The following is a 17,193-nucleotide window of genomic DNA, read 5'->3' as shown; positions in this document are numbered from 1 at the left end:
GCGTCCGGTTCTCGACCGCCGAAAGGCCCGCCCTCCATGCGCATTCTCGGAATCAACGCCCTCTTCCACGACCCCGCCGCCGCCCTGGTGATCGACGGACGGACCGTCGCAGCCGCCGAGGAGGAGCGGTTCTCCCGCCGCAAGCACGGCAAGAGACCCCTGCCGTTCTCCGCCTGGGAACTGCCCGAGCGGGCCGCCGCCTGGTGCCTGAAGCGGGCCGGGCTGCGCCCGCAGGACCTCGACGCGGTCACCTACTCCTTCGACCCGGCCCTCGCCCGGCCGGCCGAGGAGATGGGCCTGGACGACCCCTGGGACCACCTGCGGCTCACCTACGCCCGCGAGGCACCCGGCTTCCTGGGGACCGCCCTGCCGGGCCTCGACCCGGCCGTCGTCCGCTTCGTGCCGCACCACATGGCCCACGCCGCCTCCAGTGCCTTCGCCGCCCCGGACGCCGGGAACTCCTCCGTCCTCGTCCTCGACGGCCGCGGCGAACGCGCCTCCCACCTGGCCGCCCGCCGCGTCGGCGACCGCCTGGAGGCACTGCACGCACAGGACCTGCCGCACTCGCTCGGGCTGATCTACGAGGAACTCACCGAGCACCTCGGCTTCCTGCGCTCCTCCGACGAGTTCAAGGTGATGGCCCTCGCCTCGCACGGCAGGCCCCGCATGCTCGCCGAACTGCGCCGCCACGTGTACCCGACCGGCGACGGCGGCTTCCACGCCACCGGCGTGCCCTGGCACGAGCTGTGTGCCCCCCGCGGGCCGGACGAACCGTGGACGCAGGACCACGCCGACGTCGCCGCCGCCGCCCAATGCGTGCTGGAGGAGACCCTGCTCGACCTGGTGCGCTGGCTGCACGGCCGGACCCACGACCGGGTGCTCACCCTCGCTGGCGGCGTCGCCCTCAACTGCGTCGCCAACTCCCGTATCGCCCGCGAGGGACCCTTCTCCCGGGTCTGGGTGCAGCCCGCGGCGGGCGACGCCGGCACCGCCCTGGGCGGCGCCCTGCTGCTGTCCGCCGTGGAGGGCGACGAGCCGGAGGCCATGGCCGGTGCCGATCTCGGGCGGGAGTGGTCCGACGCCGAGCTCGCGGCCTGGCTGAAGACCGCGGCCGTACCCTTCGAGCGGCCCCCGGACATCGCCGCCACCGTCGCCCGTGCCCTGGCGGACAACGGGATCGTCGCCTGGTTCCAGGGCCGCTCCGAGTACGGTCCCCGGGCCCTGGGCCACCGCTCCCTGCTGGCCCACCCCGGACACGCGGGCAACCTGGAACGGCTCAACGACGTCAAGGGCCGCGAGCAGTTCCGGCCCGTCGCCCCGATGGTCCTCGCCGACCGCGCGGCCGACATCTTCGACGGCCCGCTGCCCAGCCCGTACATGCTGTTCGTGCACGACGTGGCCCCCGCCTGGCGGGACCGCGTCCCCGCCGTCGTGCACGTGGACGGTACCGCCCGCATCCAGACCGTCGACCCGGCCCGCGAGCCGCTCGTGGCCCGGATGCTCGGCGAGTTCGAGCGGCTCACCGGAGTGCCCGTGGTCGTCAACACCAGCCTCAACACCGCCGGGCGGCCCATGGTCGACGACCCGCGCGACGCCCTGGAGTGCTTCGGCTCCTCGCCCGTCGACCTGCTGGCCATCGGCCCGTACGCCATCCGGCGCGGCGACCTCTTCCGCACCGACCCCCGCAGCGACGACGCCGGAGACCTCCCATGACCGCACCCGACGCCCCGGCGAGCGACGCCGAGTACGCCGTCGTGATCCCCACCCTCGGCCGGCCCAGCCTGGGCGCCTGCCTGCACGCCCTCGCCGAGGCGACCGGGCCGCGCCCCGCCCGCGTGGTCCTCGTCGACGACCGGCCCGACCCGGCCGGCGTGCCGCTGACCGCCGACGTCCCACCGTCCCTGCGCGCGCGCACCATCGTCGTGCCCGGCAGGGCGCGCGGGCCCGCCGCCGCACGCAATCTGGGCTGGCGGGCGGCCGGTGACGCGCCCTGGATCGTCTTCCTGGACGACGACGTGGTCCCCGGGCCCACCTGGGGCGACGACCTGACCCTGGACCTGGCCGCGGCGACCGAGCGCACCGCCGGAATCACCGCCCGCATCGAGGTGCCCCTGCCCGCCGGGCGGCGCCCCACGGACTGGGAGCGCAACACGGCCGGACTCGCCGGCGCCCGCTGGATCACCGCCGACATGGCGTACCGCAGAGCCGCGCTGACGGCCGTGGGCGGGTTCGACGAACGGTTCCGGCGGGCCTTCCGGGAGGACGCCGATCTCGCCCTGCGCCTGCTCGACGCCGGATGGACGCTCTCCGGAGGCCGGCGCACCACCACCCACCCCGTCCGGCCCGCCGGGCGCTGGGTCTCCGTCCGGCTCCAGGCGGGCAACGCCGACGACGTGCTGATGACCCGGCTGCACGGCCGTGGCTGGTGGCGTCGGGCGGAAGCGCCCCGCGGGCGTCTGCCCCTGCATCTGGCGGTGACCGGAGCGGGTGTGGCGGCGCTGGGCTGCGCGCTGCTCGGCCGGCCCCGGGCCGCCACGGCCTGCGCCGTCACATGGCTGGCCGGCACCACCGAGTTCGCCCTCGCCCGGATCCTGCCCGGACCGGGCACCCGCGACGAGATCCTCACCATGACGGTGACCAGCGCCCTCGTCCCGCCCGCCGCGACCTGGCACTGGCTGCGCGGGCGGCTCGCGCACCGCAAGGCCCGGCCGCTCACCGCGTCCGGCAACGGCGAGCCGGCGACCACGCCCCGCCCGGCGGTCCGGGAACGGCTGCGGTCATGACGCCGCCCCCCGGCCCCTCGCTGCTCCCCGGGGACGTGCGGCAGCACGCGCACGCCCCGGACAGTCCCTTGCCCGCGGCCGTCCTCTTCGACCGCCACGGCACGCTCGTCGCCGACGTGCCCCACAACGGCGACCCCTCGCGCGTCGCGCTCATGCCGGGCGCCCGCGAGGCCGTGGACACCGTGCGCGCCGCCGGGGCTCCCGTCGGGGTCGTGACCGACCAGCCGGGCGTGGCGAGGGGCCTGCCGACCCGCCGTGAGGTGGAGGACGTGCGGCTGCGCGTGACGGAACCGCTCGGGCCGTTCGCCGTCCGGGCGGTGTGCCCGCACGGCCCCGGGCAGGGCTGCGGCTGCCGCACGCCGGCGCCCGGTCCGGTCCTGGCGGCGTGCCCCCGGCTCGCCGTTCCGCCCGGACGCACCGTGGTGATCGGCGACATCGGAGCGGACCCGGAAGCCGCGCGTGCGGCCGGTGCCCGCGGGGTGCCGGTGCCCACGGACGTCACCCGGGCCGAGGAGGTCACGACGGCCGACGCCACGGTGGCGGACCTGCCGCGGGCCGTACGTCTCGTGCTGGACCCGGCCGTACCGACGGGGGAGGCGCGATGAGCCCCTCGCTGTCCCGCGCCCGCCTTCCCCGCACCCTCGTGGTCCGCCTCGACAGCTCCGGGGACGTGCTGCTGGCCGGGCCCGCCGTACGGGCCGTGGCCGCCGGATCCTCCTACACCGCGCTGCTCTGCGGACCCCAGGGTGCCGCGGCCGGGCGGATGCTGCCCGGCGTCGACGACGTGCTGACCCACGACGCCCCCTGGGTCGGGATCGATCCGCCGCCGGTCACGCGGTCGGCCACCCGGCAGCTGATGCGCACGCTCACCGACGGCCGCTTCGACCGGGCGCTGGTCCTGGTGTCGTACCACCAGAGCCCGCTGCCGATCGCCCTGCTGCTGAAGCTCGCCGGGATCGGGTGGACCGCAGCCGACAGCGAGGACTACCCGGGCGCGCTCCTCGACCTCAGGCACCGCCGGCTGCCGCACCGGCACGAGGTACTGGCCGCCCTCGACCTGGCGGCCGCCGCGGGTTTCGCCCTGCCGCCCGGCGACGACGGCCGGCCGCGCGTCCTGCCACCGCCGGCCACCACCCGCCTCACCGGCCCCGAGCCCTACGTCGTCCTCCACCCCGGCGCGGCCGTGCCGGCGCGGGCGTGGACCCCGGGGCGGGCGGCACGGGCCGTCGCCGCGCTGTCCGCGGCGGGCCACCGCGTGGTCGTCACGGGCGGGCGCACCGAGCGTGAACTGACCGCACGGGTCGCCGGGCGGCACGCCCTCGACCTCGGCGGCGCCACCGACCTGCCCCAACTCGCCGGGATCCTGGCCGGGGCCCGGGCCCTGATCTCCGGGAACACCGGCCCGGCGCACCTGGCCGCCGCTGTGGGGACACCCGTCGTCAGCCTCTTCGCGCCGGTCGTGCCGGCCGAGCGGTGGGCCCCCTACGGCGTACCGCACGTCCTGCTCGGCGACCCCCGGGCGGCGTGCGCCGGAACCAGGGCACGGCACTGCCCGGTGCCCGGACACCCCTGCCTCGACGGCATCGGCGACGCCGAGGTGCTCGACGCCGTGGCGGTCCTCACGGGCCACTCGGCGCACCGGGGAGAACAGACCCAACGAGGAGCGGCCGTATGAACATCCTGCTGTGGCACGTGCACGGCTCCTGGACGACCGCCTTCGTCCAGGGCCCGCACACCTACCTCGTCCCCGTCACCCCCGACCGCGGCCCGGACGGCCTCGGGCGGGCCCGCACCTTCACCTGGCCCGCGCCGGTACGCGAGGTCACTCCCGAGGAACTCCCCGACACGCCCGTCGACCTGGTCCTTCTCCAGCGGCCGCACGAGGCGGCGCTGGCCGAACGCCTGCTCGGCGGGCGGCGCCCCGGCCGGGACGTGCCCGCGGTGTACCTGGAGCACAACGCCCCCGACGGGGACGTGCCCGACACCCGGCACCCGTGCGCCGACCGCGACGACCTGACGCTCGTGCACGTCACGCACTTCAACCGGCTGTTCTGGGACAGCGGAACCACCCGCACCGAGGTGATCGAGCACGGCATCGTCGACCCGGGCCACCGCTACAGCGGCCGGCTCGCCCGCGCCGCCGTCGTGGTCAACGAACCCGTGCGGCGCGCCCGCCACACCGGAACGGACCTCATGCCCGCCCTCGCCGAGGCCGTCCCGCTCGACGTGTTCGGCATGGGCACCGAGGGACTGGCCGAACACCTCGGCCTGCCCCCCGGCCGCTTGCGCACCGCCGACCTCCCGCAGAGCGAGCTGCACACCGCCCTGGCCGAACGCCGCATGTACCTGCACCCGGTGCGCTGGACCTCCCTCGGCCTGTCGCTGCTGGAGGCCATGCACCTGGGCATGCCCGTCCTGGCGCTCGCCACCACCGAGGCGGTGGAGGCCGTCCCGCCCGGCGCGGGCACCCTCTCCACCCGCCCCGACGTCCTGGCCCGCGCCGCCCGCCGCTACCTCCACGAACCCGAGGCGGCGGCCGCGGACGGAGCCCGCGCCCGCCAGGCGGCGCTCGAACGCCACGGGCTCAAGCGCTTCCTGGCCGACTGGGAACGCCTGATCACGGAGGTGTGCTCATGACGCCGTCCCTCAGCCCCTTCCCCGCTGGACCGCTCGGCGGGGACCCGCGCGTTCCGGGCGTCCTCGCGATCGCGCTGGTCTCCGAGCACGCCAGTCCCCTCGCCACCCTCGGCGGCGTCGACGCCGGCGGACAGAACGTCCATGTGGCCTGCCTCGCCGGGGCACTCGCCGACCGGGGGCACCGCGTCACCGTCTACACCCGGCGCGACGCGCCCGACCTGCCCGTCCGGGTGGAGCTGCGCGACGGTGTGGAGGTCCACCACGTGCCCGCCGGGCCGGCCGAACCGCTCCCCAAGGACGCGCTCCTGCCGCACATGGACGAGTTCGGCCGCCACCTCGTCCGCAGCTGGCGCACCCGGGCTCCCGACCTCGTGCACTCCCACTACTGGATGTCGGGCCTGGCCGCGCTGCGCGCCACCCGCGAACACGGCCTGCCCCTGCTGCACACGTACCACGCCCTCGGCACGGTGAAGCGGCGCCACCAGCGGCTCGCCGACACCAGCCCGCCGGAGCGCATCCCGGGTGAGATCGAGGTCGGGCTGGGCTGCGACCGCGTCATCGCCACCTGCCGGGACGAAGCCCACGAACTGGCCCGCATGGGCATCCCCCCGCACCAGGTGGGCATCGTGCCGTGCGGCGTCGACCCCGACCGGTTCACGCCGAAGGGCCCGGCCGCGCCACGCGGACCGTACCCGCACCGGATCCTCCAGCTGGGCCGGCTGGTACCGCGCAAGGGCGCCGCGGTGACCATCGCCGCGCTGGCCCGGCTGCCCCGGACCGAGCTGGTCGTGGTCGGCGGGCCGCCCGCCGACCGGCTCGACGGCGACCCGGAGGTGCGGCGGCTGCGCGGCATCGCCCGGGACGCGGGCGTCGCCGACCGGGTCCGCTTCACCGGTGCCCTGCCCAGCGAGGACGTGCCCGCGCTGCTGCGCTCCGCCGACGTGGTGGTGTGCCCCGCCGACTACGAACCCTTCGGCATCGTCCCGCTGGAAGCCATGGCCTGCGGCGTGCCCGTGGTGGCCAGCGCGGTCGGCGGGCAGCTCGACACCGTCGCCGACCCCGGCACCGGGCGGCTGGTGCCGCCCCGCGATCCGGCGGCCCTGGCCCGCGTCGTCGCCGGACTGCTCGCCGACCCGGAGGCCCGCGCGGCCTGCGGGGCGGCCGGCCGCCGCCGGGTCCTGAGCCGCTACGGCTGGGGGCAGGTCGCCGCGGCCACCGAGGCCGCCTACTGCGAGGTCCTCGACACCGAAACCGCCGCGACCGGCGCAGGCTGACCGCTCCGCTCCGCCCCGCCCCGGCAACAGCCGACGTCCGACGTTCGAAGGAGGTGTGGGTTCGCCGCCGTCACCCACGGCGGTACGCCCGACCGACATGAGCGAACCCTCAGCACACGACGCCCTGGAAGCCGCTCGACTGCACTGCCGGTCTTTGGAGGAAACCCTCGCACGGTTCCGTGACGACGGCCTGGACCGGGTCGCGGACTGGGGCGGCCGGCTCGCCGACGTCCTCACCGGCGGCGGCCGACTGCTCGTCGCGGGCAACGGCGGCAGCGCCGCCCAGGCACAGCACCTCACCGCCGAACTGGTGGGCCGCTACCGTCGGGAACGCCGCGCGTACTCCGCGCTCGCCCTGCACGCCGAGACCTCCAGCATGACCGCCATCGGCAACGACTACGGCTTCGACCATGTCTACGCCCGCCAGGTCACCGCCCACGGCCGTCCCGGCGACATCCTGATGGTGCTCTCCACCTCCGGCCGCAGCCCCAACCTCATCGCCGCCGCCGTGACCGCCCGGCAGGCCGGACTGCGTGTGTGGGCCCTGACCGGGCGCGGCCCCAACCCCCTCGCGGAAGCCGCGCACGAATCCCTGTGCGTCGACGCCGGCAGCACCGCGAACGTCCAGGAGACGCACCTCGTCGCCGTTCATCTGCTCTGCGAGTGCTTCGACACGGCCGTGGCCACACCCCTGGCCCGGCGCGCCGTCCTCACCCACGGGAGCACGTCATGACCGGGCCGCACCCCCTGGCCGTCGTCGGGGACGTCCTCCTCGACGAGGACATCGAAGGCGTCTCCACCCGGCTCTCCCCGGACGCCCCCGCCCCCGTCGTCGACGTCACCGGCGACCGCCGTCACCCGGGCGGCGCCGGTCTGGCCGCCGCCCTCGCCGCCCGCGGCGGCCGGGACGTCGTCCTGGTGACCGCACTCGGCGACGACGACGCCAGCGCGGCGGTACGGCACGACCTGCGCGGCCGGGTCCGGCTGCTGGAGCTCCCGCTGAACGGCACCCTGCCGGTCAAGACCCGCGTCCTCGCGGGAGGCCGGCCCGTCGTCCGCATCGACCGGGGCGGCGGCACCCCCGGCGAACCCGGCGACGCGGTCCGTGAGGCGCTGGCCGGCGCGCACGCCGTCCTGGTCGCCGACTACGGCCGGCACACCGCGGGCGCCCTGCGGCCGCTCCTGGAGGAGGCCGCCCGGCGCACCCCGCTGGTGTGGGACCCGCACCTCAAGGGCGACCCGCCCGTGCCCGGAGCCCGCCTGGTCACCCCCAACGCGGCGGAGGCACAGGCCCTGCACCCCGGCGCAGGAGGGACCACCCTGGGCGCCTTCGCGGAGCGCGGGGCACGACTGGCCGAGCGCTGGCGGGCCGCCGGTGTCGCGGTCACCCTCGGTGAGCGCGGGGTGCTGCTGGCCCGGCCGGGTTCCGGCACCCCGATGCTCGTGCCCGTGCCCTACCGGGCCGTCGGGGATCCCTGCGGCGCGGGCGACTGCTTCGCCGCCACGGCGGCGGCGGCCCTCGCCGACGGACTGCTCCCCGAGGAGGCGCTGCAGCGCGCGGTCGCCGAGGCGGCCTCGTTCGTCGCGGCGGGCGGCGCGGGCAACCCCGACCTGTGGCGGACCGAGCCGGTGCCCGGCCCCGAGGACGATCCCGCGACCGACGCGTTCGGCCTCGCCGAGAGGGTCCGGGCCCGCGGTGGCACCGTCGTCGCCACGGGCGGTTGCTTCGACCTGGTGCACGCCGGTCACGTCGGCCTGCTGGAGAGTGCCCGGCGCATCGGCGACTGCCTCATCGTGTGCCTGAACTCCGACGCGTCCGTCACCCGGCGCAAGGGCCCGGGCCGCCCGCTCAACCCGGCGGCGGACCGCGCCCGCGTCCTGGCCGCGCTCGGCAGCGTCGACGCCGTCGTGGTCTTCGAGGAGGACACCCCCGAGGCGGTACTGGCCCGGCTGCGGCCGGACGTCTGGGTCAAGGGCGGGGACTACTCCGTCCAGGACCTGCCCGAGGCGGAGGTGCTCCGCACCTGGGGCGGCCAGGCCGTGGTCCTGCCCTACCTCGACGGCCGTTCCACGACCCTGCTGGCCCGCAGGGCGGCCAAGGCGGCGCAGGAGGCGCTGCGGCCGTAGGGGAGGGCACCGGGCCGGAGCTGTGCGGACCGCCGTACGAGGGCCGCCCCTCGCCCGGCGGTCCCTCGGGCTGCGGGCTCCGCCCCGGTCGGCCCGGCACGTCGTGCTCGTATCGAGGGCCTTGCTGCCCTCGTACGGAGTCCGTTCAGGCCGCGGGGCTCAGCGCCGGCCGACCCGCCACGTCGTGCTCGCCGGTGCGGAGCATCACCGGTGCCGCGGCCCGCCGCTGCCGCAGCAGGGCGCCCGCGCCGATCGCGCCGGCGATGAGCAGCCCGCCGGTGACGAGGGCGCCGCGGGGTCCGGCCACCTCCATGAGCAGGCCCAGCGCGGGCGGGCCACCCAGACCCCACACCGTGCCGATGCTGCCCCACACACCCAGCACCCGTCCCCGCAGACGCGGGGGCGGGTCGGTCTGCAGGACGGACGCGCCGGCGGTGTCGGAGACGGACTCCACCACGGCCATCGGCAGCACCAGCACGATCAGCACCGCCAGCGACGGCGACAACCCCGCCACCGCCTGAAGCAGCGCCCCCGTGGCCGCCAGCGCGCCCACGAGCCGGACGGACGGCCGGCGCAGCCGGGCGCCGAGCACCGCGCCGAGGATCCCGCCGACGGCGAGCACCGTCGACACCGTGCCGAAGGAAGCGGCGCCTCCCGCGAGCGGCCCGGTGACGAGCACGGCCAGGGTGAGCCCGTAGTTGCGGCCGAACACGGAGCTGATTCCGGTCACACCCGCCAGCGCGACGAGGCGCGGGCGCCGCATGAAGTAGGCCAGCCCCTCGCGCACGGTCAGGTCCGGACCGGTGTCCTTCGGGGCCGTGGCGTCCTGACGCACCGCTCCGGCCGCCGGGCGCAGGAACGGGATGACCGCGGCCACGAACAGGAACGACAGCCCGTTGCCGAAGTAGGCGGCCGACGTGCCGAGGAATCCGACCGCCACACCGGCCAGAGCCGCTCCCACCAGCCGGCCCGCCTGGTGCACCAGCGCCCCGACCCCGATGGCCGAGGGCACGTCCTCCGCGGGCACGAGGTCGTTGCCCAGCAGGGCGCACGCCGGGTTGTCGACGGTCGCGACGACGCCCGTGACGGCGGCCAGCACCATCAGCGAGGTCATGTCGATCCGGTCCAGCGCCACGAGTACGGCCGTGGTGAAGGCGATCGCGCCGAGCACCGCCTGGCTCACGGCGGCCGTGAGCTTGCGCGGCCACCGGTCGACGGCGGCCCCGCCCAGCACGCTGATCAGCAGCGCCGGAGCGGCCTGCACGGACATGGACAGTCCCGTCGCGGCGGCGGACCCGGTGATCTGCAGGACCAGCAGGTTCTGCACCGTGAGCTGCATCCACGTACCGGCGTTCGACACGAAGTTCGCGACGGACCACCAGCGCATGCTGCGGTACCGCAGCGACCGCCACGGCGAGCGGGAGGCGGGCAGGGCAGGGGAGGGGAAGGAGGAGGCAGGCACAGTGCGGTACTCGGAGACGAGTCGGAGGACTCAGCAGAAGGAGGACGGGGGAGCGATGGGCACCGGCGGCGCTGCGCGGTGGACTCCCTCGACGGGTACGGCGCGGACCATCGTGGCAGAGAGGACCGCGGAAGCGGTGCCACCGCACCTTGATCCGCCGTCCCGCGCCTCCCAAACGCCCTGCCCGGCAAAGGCCTTGAGGTCACAGTGGGGTTGATCACACGCGCACGGAAAGCGGGGCCCGTCGCCTCGGCGACGGGCCCCGCTTTCCGTGGTGAGTGCCTACTCGGACTTGCCGCGGCCGCTCAGCGCGTCGCGCAGCCGGTCCACCATGCCGGTGCCCGGAGCCAGCAGCTTGTTCGCCGGAGGCTTGTCGGGTGCGGCCGGGTGCGGCCGGGTCGGGGCGGTCTTCTTCGCCTTGCGCACCTTGTCGCCCAGCTCGTTGAGCGCGTCCATCGGACAGGCCTGCCGCAGCCGCGGGAAGAGGTTGCCCTCCTCGTCGGCGATGTGCGAGCGGATCTCGCTCATCAGCATGCCCATCAGCCGGTCGAAGTCGGCGTCGCCCGCGTCACAGCCTTCCAGATCCTTCATGATCTGCTCGGCCGTGGCGTGGTCCTCGAGTTCCCGGTCGGCGAGGGCGTCCCCGCCGGCCACATGCTCGCGTACGGCCGGGTAGAGGTAGGCCTCCTCGGCCACCGAGTGCCGTACGAGCTCCATCGTGACCTGGTCGGCGTACATCTTGCGGTCCTGGTGGCCGGACGGCAGCGCCTCGATCCTGCCGAACATTTCCTCGACCTCGCGGTGATCGGTCACCAGCTCGTCGATGACGTTTCCTCCGTGTCCCATGTCCTTCACCTCCAGAGCTCGGGTCCCCCGGCCTCAGGGGGATAACGCGTGGTCCCGCCGCGGCCGTGCCGGCGGCTCAGGCGGGCAGCTTGCCCCGGACGCGTCCGGCCGCCGCGGCCGGGCGGGCGGTGGCGCGCACGGAGCGGCGCACCAGACCCGCGTCGCGCCGCAGACCGCGGGCGGCGTGGGTGCCGCGCCACACCACGGAGGGGCGGGCGCCGGTGTCATCGGCGGCGATCAGCAGTCCGCCCAGCATGGACAGGTTCTTGAGGAAGTGGATGCGCTGCTGTGCCCGCTCCTCGGGGTCATCCGCCTCCCAGAAACGGTGCCCGGCCAGCGTGGTGGGCACCAGGGTGGCCGCGATGGCCAGGGCGGCCGGACGCGGCATGCGCCCGGTGGCCAGCATCAGCCCCGCGGCGACCTGCACGGCGCCGCTCAGCCGCACGACCTGCTCGGTGCGGTCCGGCAGCTGGGGGATGCGCTCGGTGACCGGTTGGACGACAGGCTCGGCGGCGTCGGCGACCTGTTTCGGGTCGCGGACGGAGTTCATGCCGCCCGCGAGGAACATCGAGGCCAGCATGGGGCGGCCGAGCACACGCAACAGACTCATGGCCCTCTCCAGGGAGTAGGTGGGTACAGCGCTCACCGGGTTCCCCAGCCGGAGCAGAACCACTCACCCGCCCGATGCCGCGCCGACGCGATCCTTCGTGCCTGAGATGTTGAAGATGTTATTTAAGTGATTTCTGAGGAAGTTGGCACGCTTTGTCCGATTCCGGTGATCCGGAAGGTGAAGGTACTTCGCTTCAGCTCAGGGAGATGGTGCTATGCCTTCCAAGGAAAAGGTCATCGAAGAACTGAGCGGTGTGCCGAGCGTCGACATCGAGGCGGCACTCGACCCGGCGGAACTCGACGGCGTCTACCGCGACAGCCGTGAGTGCGCGGCACTGGCTCTGTCCTCCGGGGCGACCAAGCTGCTGCTGTCGCCGCCGACCCCGCGCCCGAAGAAGGGCTAGTGATCGACGGGAGTAGTCAATGGAGCAGTCTGGCACTTCGACCCTCTTGCAGGGCGCGGTGCAGGACCTCGCCTCCAGCGTGGTCTCCGCCCTTCGGGGCGGAGACCACGCGCGAGCGTCCGCCACCGGGCCGGTCGACGCGGAGGAGGGAAGTCTCGCACTCGCGGCCGTCCGCGCGCTGGGAGCCGACGCGCTGCTGCCGGCCGTTCTGCTGGGCACCCCGCCCGACCCGGACGAACTCCCCGTGTTCCCCAAGTCCGTGGAGACCTATCCGCCGCGCGCCGACTCCGCCCCCACCGTGCTGTGGAGCCACTGGGCCATGGCACGCATCCTGCGCCGGCTCGACCCGCCGTCCGCAGCCGGGACCGCCGACGCCACCGAACCCGGTACGTGGTGGGTCAGAACCTGCCAGCTCGCGTCGGCGAGCCACTCGGTACCACGCTTCCGCGCCCACGACCCGTTCGTCGCCACCGCGTACGCGCTGCTGGCGGGGGAGTAGCCGGGCCCGCCCGGCGCCGACGGCACGTGCCGCGCCGGCGCCGGACAGCCCTGACCCTTCGTCACACCCGCTGCCAGAGGGCAGGGGTGCCGGTGGGCGCCCAGGGGCCCTGGGCCTGGTGCGTCTGCAGACACTGGTAGCGCACACCGGCGTGCGTCACCGTGACCCCGGCCTCGTAGACGCGACCCGCGGCCCACGTCTGCGCGGCATCGCCCTGGGGTGCCGGGGACTCCGCCTCGGCGGTGGCGAGGGTGAGGCCGAAGTCGCTGAGCAGCGCGTTGATCGGCTGGTAGAACGTGGTGCCGCCGGTCGCGCAGTCACCGGAGCCGCCGGACGTCACGCCCTGTGCCTGGACGCCCGAGACGTACGGCCCGCCGGAGTCGCCCGGCTCGGCGCACACCGTCGTCTGCGTCAGGCCGTCCACCTTGCCCTCGGCGTAGCTGACACTCGTGTCGTGCTGCTCGACCGTGCCGCAGTGCCACCCCGTGGTGGAGCCCGAGCGGCAGACCGCCGCCCCGACCAGCGCCTGGACCGAGCCGGTGATCTGCACCGCCTGCCCGCCCTCGCCCTTCACGTTCGGCGTGACCTTCCACGCGTCGTTGACGGCCACCCACGACATGTCCTTGCCGGGAAAGGTGGAGGCCTGGAACGTGCCCTGCTCCGCATTGTTGTGCCCGGTCGTCTTGGCACCCGGCTTGCCGCAGTGGCCCGCCGAGGCGAAGCCCTCCTGCTCGCCCTTGGTGACGGAGAAACCGATGGAGCAGCGGGCCGTGCCGTCGATGTGGTAGGCGGCGGCGCCGACGATGTCCTCCAAGAGCCGCGGCCGGTTCGCCGTGACCTTCACGCCCACGCTGCTGGCGTCGAGACCGGCGGCCTTGACGAACGCGGCCGCCGCGGCCTTGGTCCCGGCCTCCACCACGACCCGGTTGGCCGGGATGTCGACGTACCACAGGGGCGTCTGGCGGGTGCTGACCCGGGCGGACGCCGCGTCGAGCTTCTGCTTGACGGCCCGCAGGTCGCGCAGCGGCTTCTTCACGACGGTCGCCTTCGCGCCCTGCGCCTTGATGGCGGCCACGTCCGCGGCGTCCGTCGTGGCCACCACGAGCTCCTGCGACGTCGTACCGCGCAGCCAGGCCCCCGCGAAGCGCTCACCCAGGGCGATGCGCAGCCGCCCCGCCCGCGCGCCCGCCTCCGCCTCGTTGACCAAACGCCGGGACGCCTGGGCCGGCGTCAGTCCGAGGTCGCGCTCCATGGCGCGCAGCACCGGGGTGGAGGGCCGGTCGGCGCCGAGGGTCTGGGCGGCCGAGGGCAGGGGGCCGGCCGCGGGCGTCGGCTCGGCCGCCACGGCGGTGGGGAGCCCGGTCGCGACGAGCGCGCCGAGCGCGGTCAGCGCCACCCGGCGACCGGTCACGGCATGTCTGTGGACCATGCGATGCGTCTCCTTCGATCACAGCATCGGTGCCTGGTGCGGTCGGTGTGGCGGTGTGGTGTTCGATGCGCTTTCCGGTGCAGGCCTTGCCGGAACGGCCCGGTCTGATGTCCCGGGCCGCCCCGTTTCGCGCTTGGGTGCGGGGAACGGCGCCATGTGCAGTACGGCGGACGCCTCACGCGGACTTCAGGCCGGGCGAACCCGCCTCCGTGACGAAGGACGCGGTCGTCGAGATGCCGCCCCCGGGCGTCGTGATGGCCGGGACGGTCCGGAAGTCGACCTGCGAGAGCTCGCGGTCCATGTCGACGCGGATGTATCCGCGCCGGCCGTCGAAGTACTTCATGTGGGGATTGGCCTTCATGTAGGTGTCCCACTCGGCGGGCTTGGCGACGCCGTTCCCGCCGCTGGCGACGGAGGTGCAGGTGAACTCCGTGCCGACCGTCCTGGAGGCCGGGTCGTCGAAGTCCTCCTTGATGTCGAAGGCGTACGCCACGTGGACGTCGCCGGTGAGGACCATGAGGTTGGAGACGCCCGCGGCCTTCGCGCCCGCCATGACGCGGTCGCGGGAGGCCCGGTAACCGTCCCAGGCGTCCATGGAGACCCGGGCCGGTGCGGTCAGGTCGAACTTGCGCTGGGAGAAGCACACCTGCTGGGGCATCACGTGCCACAGCGCGTCGGAGTCCCGCCAGCCGTTCAGCAGCCACTGCTCCTGAGCGGCACCCGTGAGGGTACGGGCCGGATCGTCCGACTCCGGCCCCGGCGCGTGCGGTCGGTCGCCGTAGGCCTGGTCGGAGCGGTACTGGCGGGTGTCGAGGATGTCGAACTGGGCGAGCGAACCCCAGGCCAGCCGGCGGTACAACCGGGTGTCGGGCCCGTTCGGCAGCTGCTCGGCGCGCAGCGGCTGGTTCTCCCAGTACGCCCGGTAGGCGGCGGCCCGACGGACCAGGAACTCCTCCGGGGGGCCGCCCTTCTCGTCGTAGGCGCCCGCGTAGTTGTTCTCCGTCTCGTGGTCGTCCCAGGTGACGACGAACGGGTGCTGGGCGTGCGCGGCCTGCAGGTCCGGGTCGCTCTTGTAGAGCGAGTAGCGCAGCCGGTAGTCCGCGAGCGTCATCGTCTCGCGGTTGAACACGTCGGGCAGCTTGCGGTCGGTGTAGCGGCGGGCCCCACCGGCGGAGTCCACGGCGTACTCGTACAGGTAGTCGCCGAGGAAGAAGACGACGTCGACGTCCTCCTGCGCCAGATGCCGGTGGACGGTGTAGTACCCGTCCTGGTAGGCCTGGCAGGCGACGGCGGCGAGCCGCAGGCGGTCGGCGTCACTGCCCTGGGCCGGGGCGGTGCGGGTGCGGCCCACGGGACTGATCCACGAGCCCACCCGGAACCGGTAGTAGTACTCGCTGTCCGACCTCAGGCCCTTGACGTCGACGTGCACGCTGTGGGCGTACTCGGGGTGGGCCGTGGCCGTACCCTCCTGCTCGACGATGACGAACCACTCGTCCATGGCCATTTCCCAGGAGACGGCGACCCGCTCCTGACCGAGGCCGCCGTCCTCCGCGAACGGCTGGGGCGCGAGCCGTGTCCAGAGCAGCACCGAGTCCGGCAGCGGGTCCCCGGAGGCCACGCCGAGGGTGAACGGGTCGTCGGTGATCCGTGCCGCGTCGAGCTCGCGAGCGGCGGTGGCGCCGCGCGCCGGCCGGTTGGTGCCGAAGGCGAGCATCACGGCGGCCGCGGTGACGGTCAGGAAGCGACGGCGGGCGATGTGCGGCGCCGCACCGCGCAGTACGGCGTCGTGCGGGGAGAAGGCATGCTCGAGGGGTGGTTTTTGACGGCCCGTCAGCGCCATCTGATGTCCTCTCGTACGGGGCACGTGCGCCCCGGGCGGACGCGTGGGGACATCGCCGATGTGCGGAGCGCGGAGCTCGCATGCTAAGCAGACAAAATGCCTGAAACGGGCACTACGTGCGGGGGGTTCACACCACAGGCGGTATACGAGCGGCTCGGCGCGCCCGGGGGAGGACAACGCGAAGCGCCGCCGGCGTTCGCCGGCGGCGCGAGGGGAAAGGGGTGGCTCAGCGGGCCTGTTGTGCGGCGACTCCGGTCGTGGCGCGCTCGCGGACCGGAAGGTGGTAGACGTGGAAGGCCCGTCCGATGACCGGCTGGGCGACGTTGCGCACCCGCACGCCGCCGCTCGTCATGCCGTGTTCCGTGCCGGCGTGCGCGTGCCCGTGCACCGCGAGGTCGGCACCGGCGGTGTCGATCGCCTCGGCCAGCAGATAGCTGCCCAGGAACGGGTGGATCTCCAGCGGCTCGCCCGCCAGCGTGTCCGCGACGGGGGAGTAGTGGGTCAGGGCGATCCGGGCGTCGCAGTCCTCTTCGCCCAGTTGCTCCAGGGCGGTCCGCAGCCCGTCGGCGCACCGGCGCGAGTGCCGCACGAACTCCTTCATGGCCGGTTCGCCGAACTCGCCCGCGCAGCGGCCCACGAAGCCACCGCCGAACCCCTTGGTCCCGGCGACGCCGATCCGCGCCCCGCCGCTCTCGACGACCGTGCCCTGTCCTTCCAGGACGTGGACACCCGCATCCCGGAGGATGGCCGTGACCTCGTCCGGGCGGTCGTCGTGGTGGTCGTGGTTGCCCAGGACGGCGACGACCGGAACGGCCAGGCCCTCGACCTCCCGGGCCACCGCCCGCATCTCCTCGGGCGTGCCGTGCCGGGTGAGGTCCCCGGCCAGGAGCAGCAGGTCGGCGCAGTCGGGCAGGGTCTCGAAGGCGGGGCGGAGGACGCCCTGGCTGTCGGGGCCCATGTGGATGTCTCCGACGGCCGCGATGCGGATCATGAGAGTTCCTCCGCGTGGTCGGGGGAGGACGCCTCGGTGACCACGAGGTCGCTGTGCACGGGGAATCCGGCGAGCTCCTCGTGGACGGTGCGCACGATGTCGTCGCGGCAGGGCGTCGAGGGCACGGTGCCGGTCAGCAGGACCGTCCGGCCGCGGGCCTCGATGCGGACGCCCAGTTCACCGAGTTCACCGGAGGCGAGGCGGTCCTGGAGATGGGCGATGCGGTAGTCCAGGTTCTCGGCCGGCGGCCCGCCGCCCGTGTCCTGTGAACCGTGGGTGCTCATGGGTGCTC

The 17,193-nt window shown here is 74.7% G+C and carries 17 protein-coding genes; 10 read left to right on the top strand and 7 right to left on the bottom strand.

The features are described from left to right. The first annotated feature begins 36 nt into the window (after positions 1–36). The 8 genes from QNO09_RS32265 (at position 37) to rfaE2 (ending at position 8,821) form a co-directional block, all read left to right on the top strand. A complete protein-coding gene (locus QNO09_RS32265; RefSeq protein WP_283973794.1) occupies positions 37–1,713 on the top strand; it encodes a carbamoyltransferase family protein in 1,677 nt (558 codons plus the stop codon). Next, entirely contained in the window at positions 1,710–2,783 is a 1,074-nt protein-coding gene (locus QNO09_RS32260) for a glycosyltransferase family 2 protein (RefSeq protein WP_283973793.1), read from the top strand. The genes QNO09_RS32265 and QNO09_RS32260 overlap by 4 nt, the downstream gene beginning before the upstream one ends. Beyond that, positions 2,780–3,388: an HAD-IIIA family hydrolase gene (locus tag QNO09_RS32255; protein WP_283973792.1), complete on the top strand. Its 609-nt coding sequence runs from the start codon at positions 2,780–2,782 to the stop codon at positions 3,386–3,388. The genes QNO09_RS32260 and QNO09_RS32255 overlap by 4 nt, the downstream gene beginning before the upstream one ends. After that, positions 3,385–4,458 carry a glycosyltransferase family 9 protein gene (locus tag QNO09_RS32250; protein WP_283973791.1) on the top strand — a complete coding sequence of 358 codons (1,074 nt, stop codon included), beginning with the start codon at positions 3,385–3,387 and terminating at the stop codon, positions 4,456–4,458. Before QNO09_RS32255 ends, QNO09_RS32250 begins: the two co-directional genes overlap by 4 nt. Further along, entirely contained in the window at positions 4,455–5,420 is a 966-nt protein-coding gene (locus tag QNO09_RS32245) for a glycosyltransferase (RefSeq protein ID WP_283973790.1), read from the top strand. The genes QNO09_RS32250 and QNO09_RS32245 overlap by 4 nt, the downstream gene beginning before the upstream one ends. Further along, a complete protein-coding gene (locus QNO09_RS32240) occupies positions 5,417–6,694 on the top strand; it encodes a glycosyltransferase (protein ID WP_283973789.1) in 1,278 nt (425 codons plus the stop codon). The genes QNO09_RS32245 and QNO09_RS32240 overlap by 4 nt, the downstream gene beginning before the upstream one ends. Before the next feature lie 97 nt (positions 6,695–6,791). Continuing rightward, positions 6,792–7,427 carry a D-sedoheptulose-7-phosphate isomerase gene (locus QNO09_RS32235; RefSeq protein ID WP_283973788.1) on the top strand — a complete coding sequence of 212 codons (636 nt, stop codon included), beginning with the start codon at positions 6,792–6,794 and terminating at the stop codon, positions 7,425–7,427. Continuing rightward, a complete protein-coding gene (gene rfaE2, locus QNO09_RS32230) occupies positions 7,424–8,821 on the top strand; it encodes a D-glycero-beta-D-manno-heptose 1-phosphate adenylyltransferase (protein ID WP_283973787.1) in 1,398 nt (465 codons plus the stop codon). The genes QNO09_RS32235 and rfaE2 overlap by 4 nt, the downstream gene beginning before the upstream one ends. Positions 8,822–8,966: 145 nt before the next feature. On the opposite strand, the gene QNO09_RS32225 is transcribed toward rfaE2, so the two are convergent. From QNO09_RS32225 to QNO09_RS32215, 3 genes are all read right to left on the bottom strand, one after another. After that, the gene (locus QNO09_RS32225) at positions 8,967–10,208 is read right to left on the bottom strand and encodes an MFS transporter (protein ID WP_502962374.1); all 1,242 of its coding nucleotides are present in this window, start codon (positions 10,206–10,208) and stop codon (positions 8,967–8,969) included. 357 nt (positions 10,209–10,565) lie between these two features. Continuing rightward, positions 10,566–11,129 (bottom strand): hemerythrin domain-containing protein, encoded by a 564-nt coding sequence (locus QNO09_RS32220; protein WP_283973786.1) that lies wholly within the window; start codon positions 11,127–11,129, stop codon positions 10,566–10,568. Between the two features lie 76 nt (positions 11,130–11,205). After that, the gene (locus QNO09_RS32215; protein ID WP_283973785.1) at positions 11,206–11,739 is read right to left on the bottom strand and encodes a DoxX family protein; all 534 of its coding nucleotides are present in this window, start codon (positions 11,737–11,739) and stop codon (positions 11,206–11,208) included. Positions 11,740–11,953: 214 nt separating this feature from the next. Here QNO09_RS32215 and QNO09_RS32210 point away from each other — a divergent pair, with 214 nt between their 5' ends. Continuing rightward, the gene (locus QNO09_RS32210; protein ID WP_283973784.1) at positions 11,954–12,142 is read left to right on the top strand and encodes a hypothetical protein; all 189 of its coding nucleotides are present in this window, start codon (positions 11,954–11,956) and stop codon (positions 12,140–12,142) included. A gap of 19 nt (positions 12,143–12,161) precedes the next feature. Next, positions 12,162–12,641, top strand: coding sequence for a hypothetical protein (locus QNO09_RS32205; RefSeq protein ID WP_502962373.1), 480 nt, complete (start codon positions 12,162–12,164; stop codon positions 12,639–12,641). Positions 12,642–12,702: 61 nt separating this feature from the next. Here QNO09_RS32205 and QNO09_RS32200 read toward each other — a convergent pair whose 3' ends face one another. The 4 genes from QNO09_RS32200 to QNO09_RS32185 form a co-directional block, all read right to left on the bottom strand. Next, positions 12,703–14,070, bottom strand: a complete 1,368-nt coding sequence (locus QNO09_RS32200; protein WP_283973783.1) for an alpha-lytic protease prodomain-containing protein — start codon at positions 14,068–14,070, stop codon at positions 12,703–12,705. A 175-nt stretch (positions 14,071–14,245) separates the two neighbouring features. Next, complete coding sequence (locus QNO09_RS32195; RefSeq protein ID WP_283973782.1) at positions 14,246–15,910, bottom strand: alkaline phosphatase D family protein; 1,665 nt, start codon at positions 15,908–15,910, stop codon at positions 14,246–14,248. 226 nt (positions 15,911–16,136) lie between these two features. Next, the gene (locus QNO09_RS32190; protein ID WP_283973781.1) at positions 16,137–16,901 is read right to left on the bottom strand and encodes a metallophosphoesterase family protein; all 765 of its coding nucleotides are present in this window, start codon (positions 16,899–16,901) and stop codon (positions 16,137–16,139) included. Beyond that, positions 16,898–17,185: a hypothetical protein gene (locus QNO09_RS32185; protein ID WP_283973780.1), complete on the bottom strand. Its 288-nt coding sequence runs from the start codon at positions 17,183–17,185 to the stop codon at positions 16,898–16,900. Before QNO09_RS32185 ends, QNO09_RS32190 begins: the two co-directional genes overlap by 4 nt. Positions 17,186–17,193 lie beyond the last annotated feature (8 nt).

The sequence above is a fragment of the Streptomyces sp. 378 genome, assembly GCF_030124145.1.
Lineage (GTDB): Bacteria > Actinomycetota > Actinomycetes > Streptomycetales > Streptomycetaceae > Streptomyces.
The sequence above is the reverse complement of the archived record's forward strand: the minus strand, read 5'-3'. Positions and strand labels throughout refer to the sequence as shown.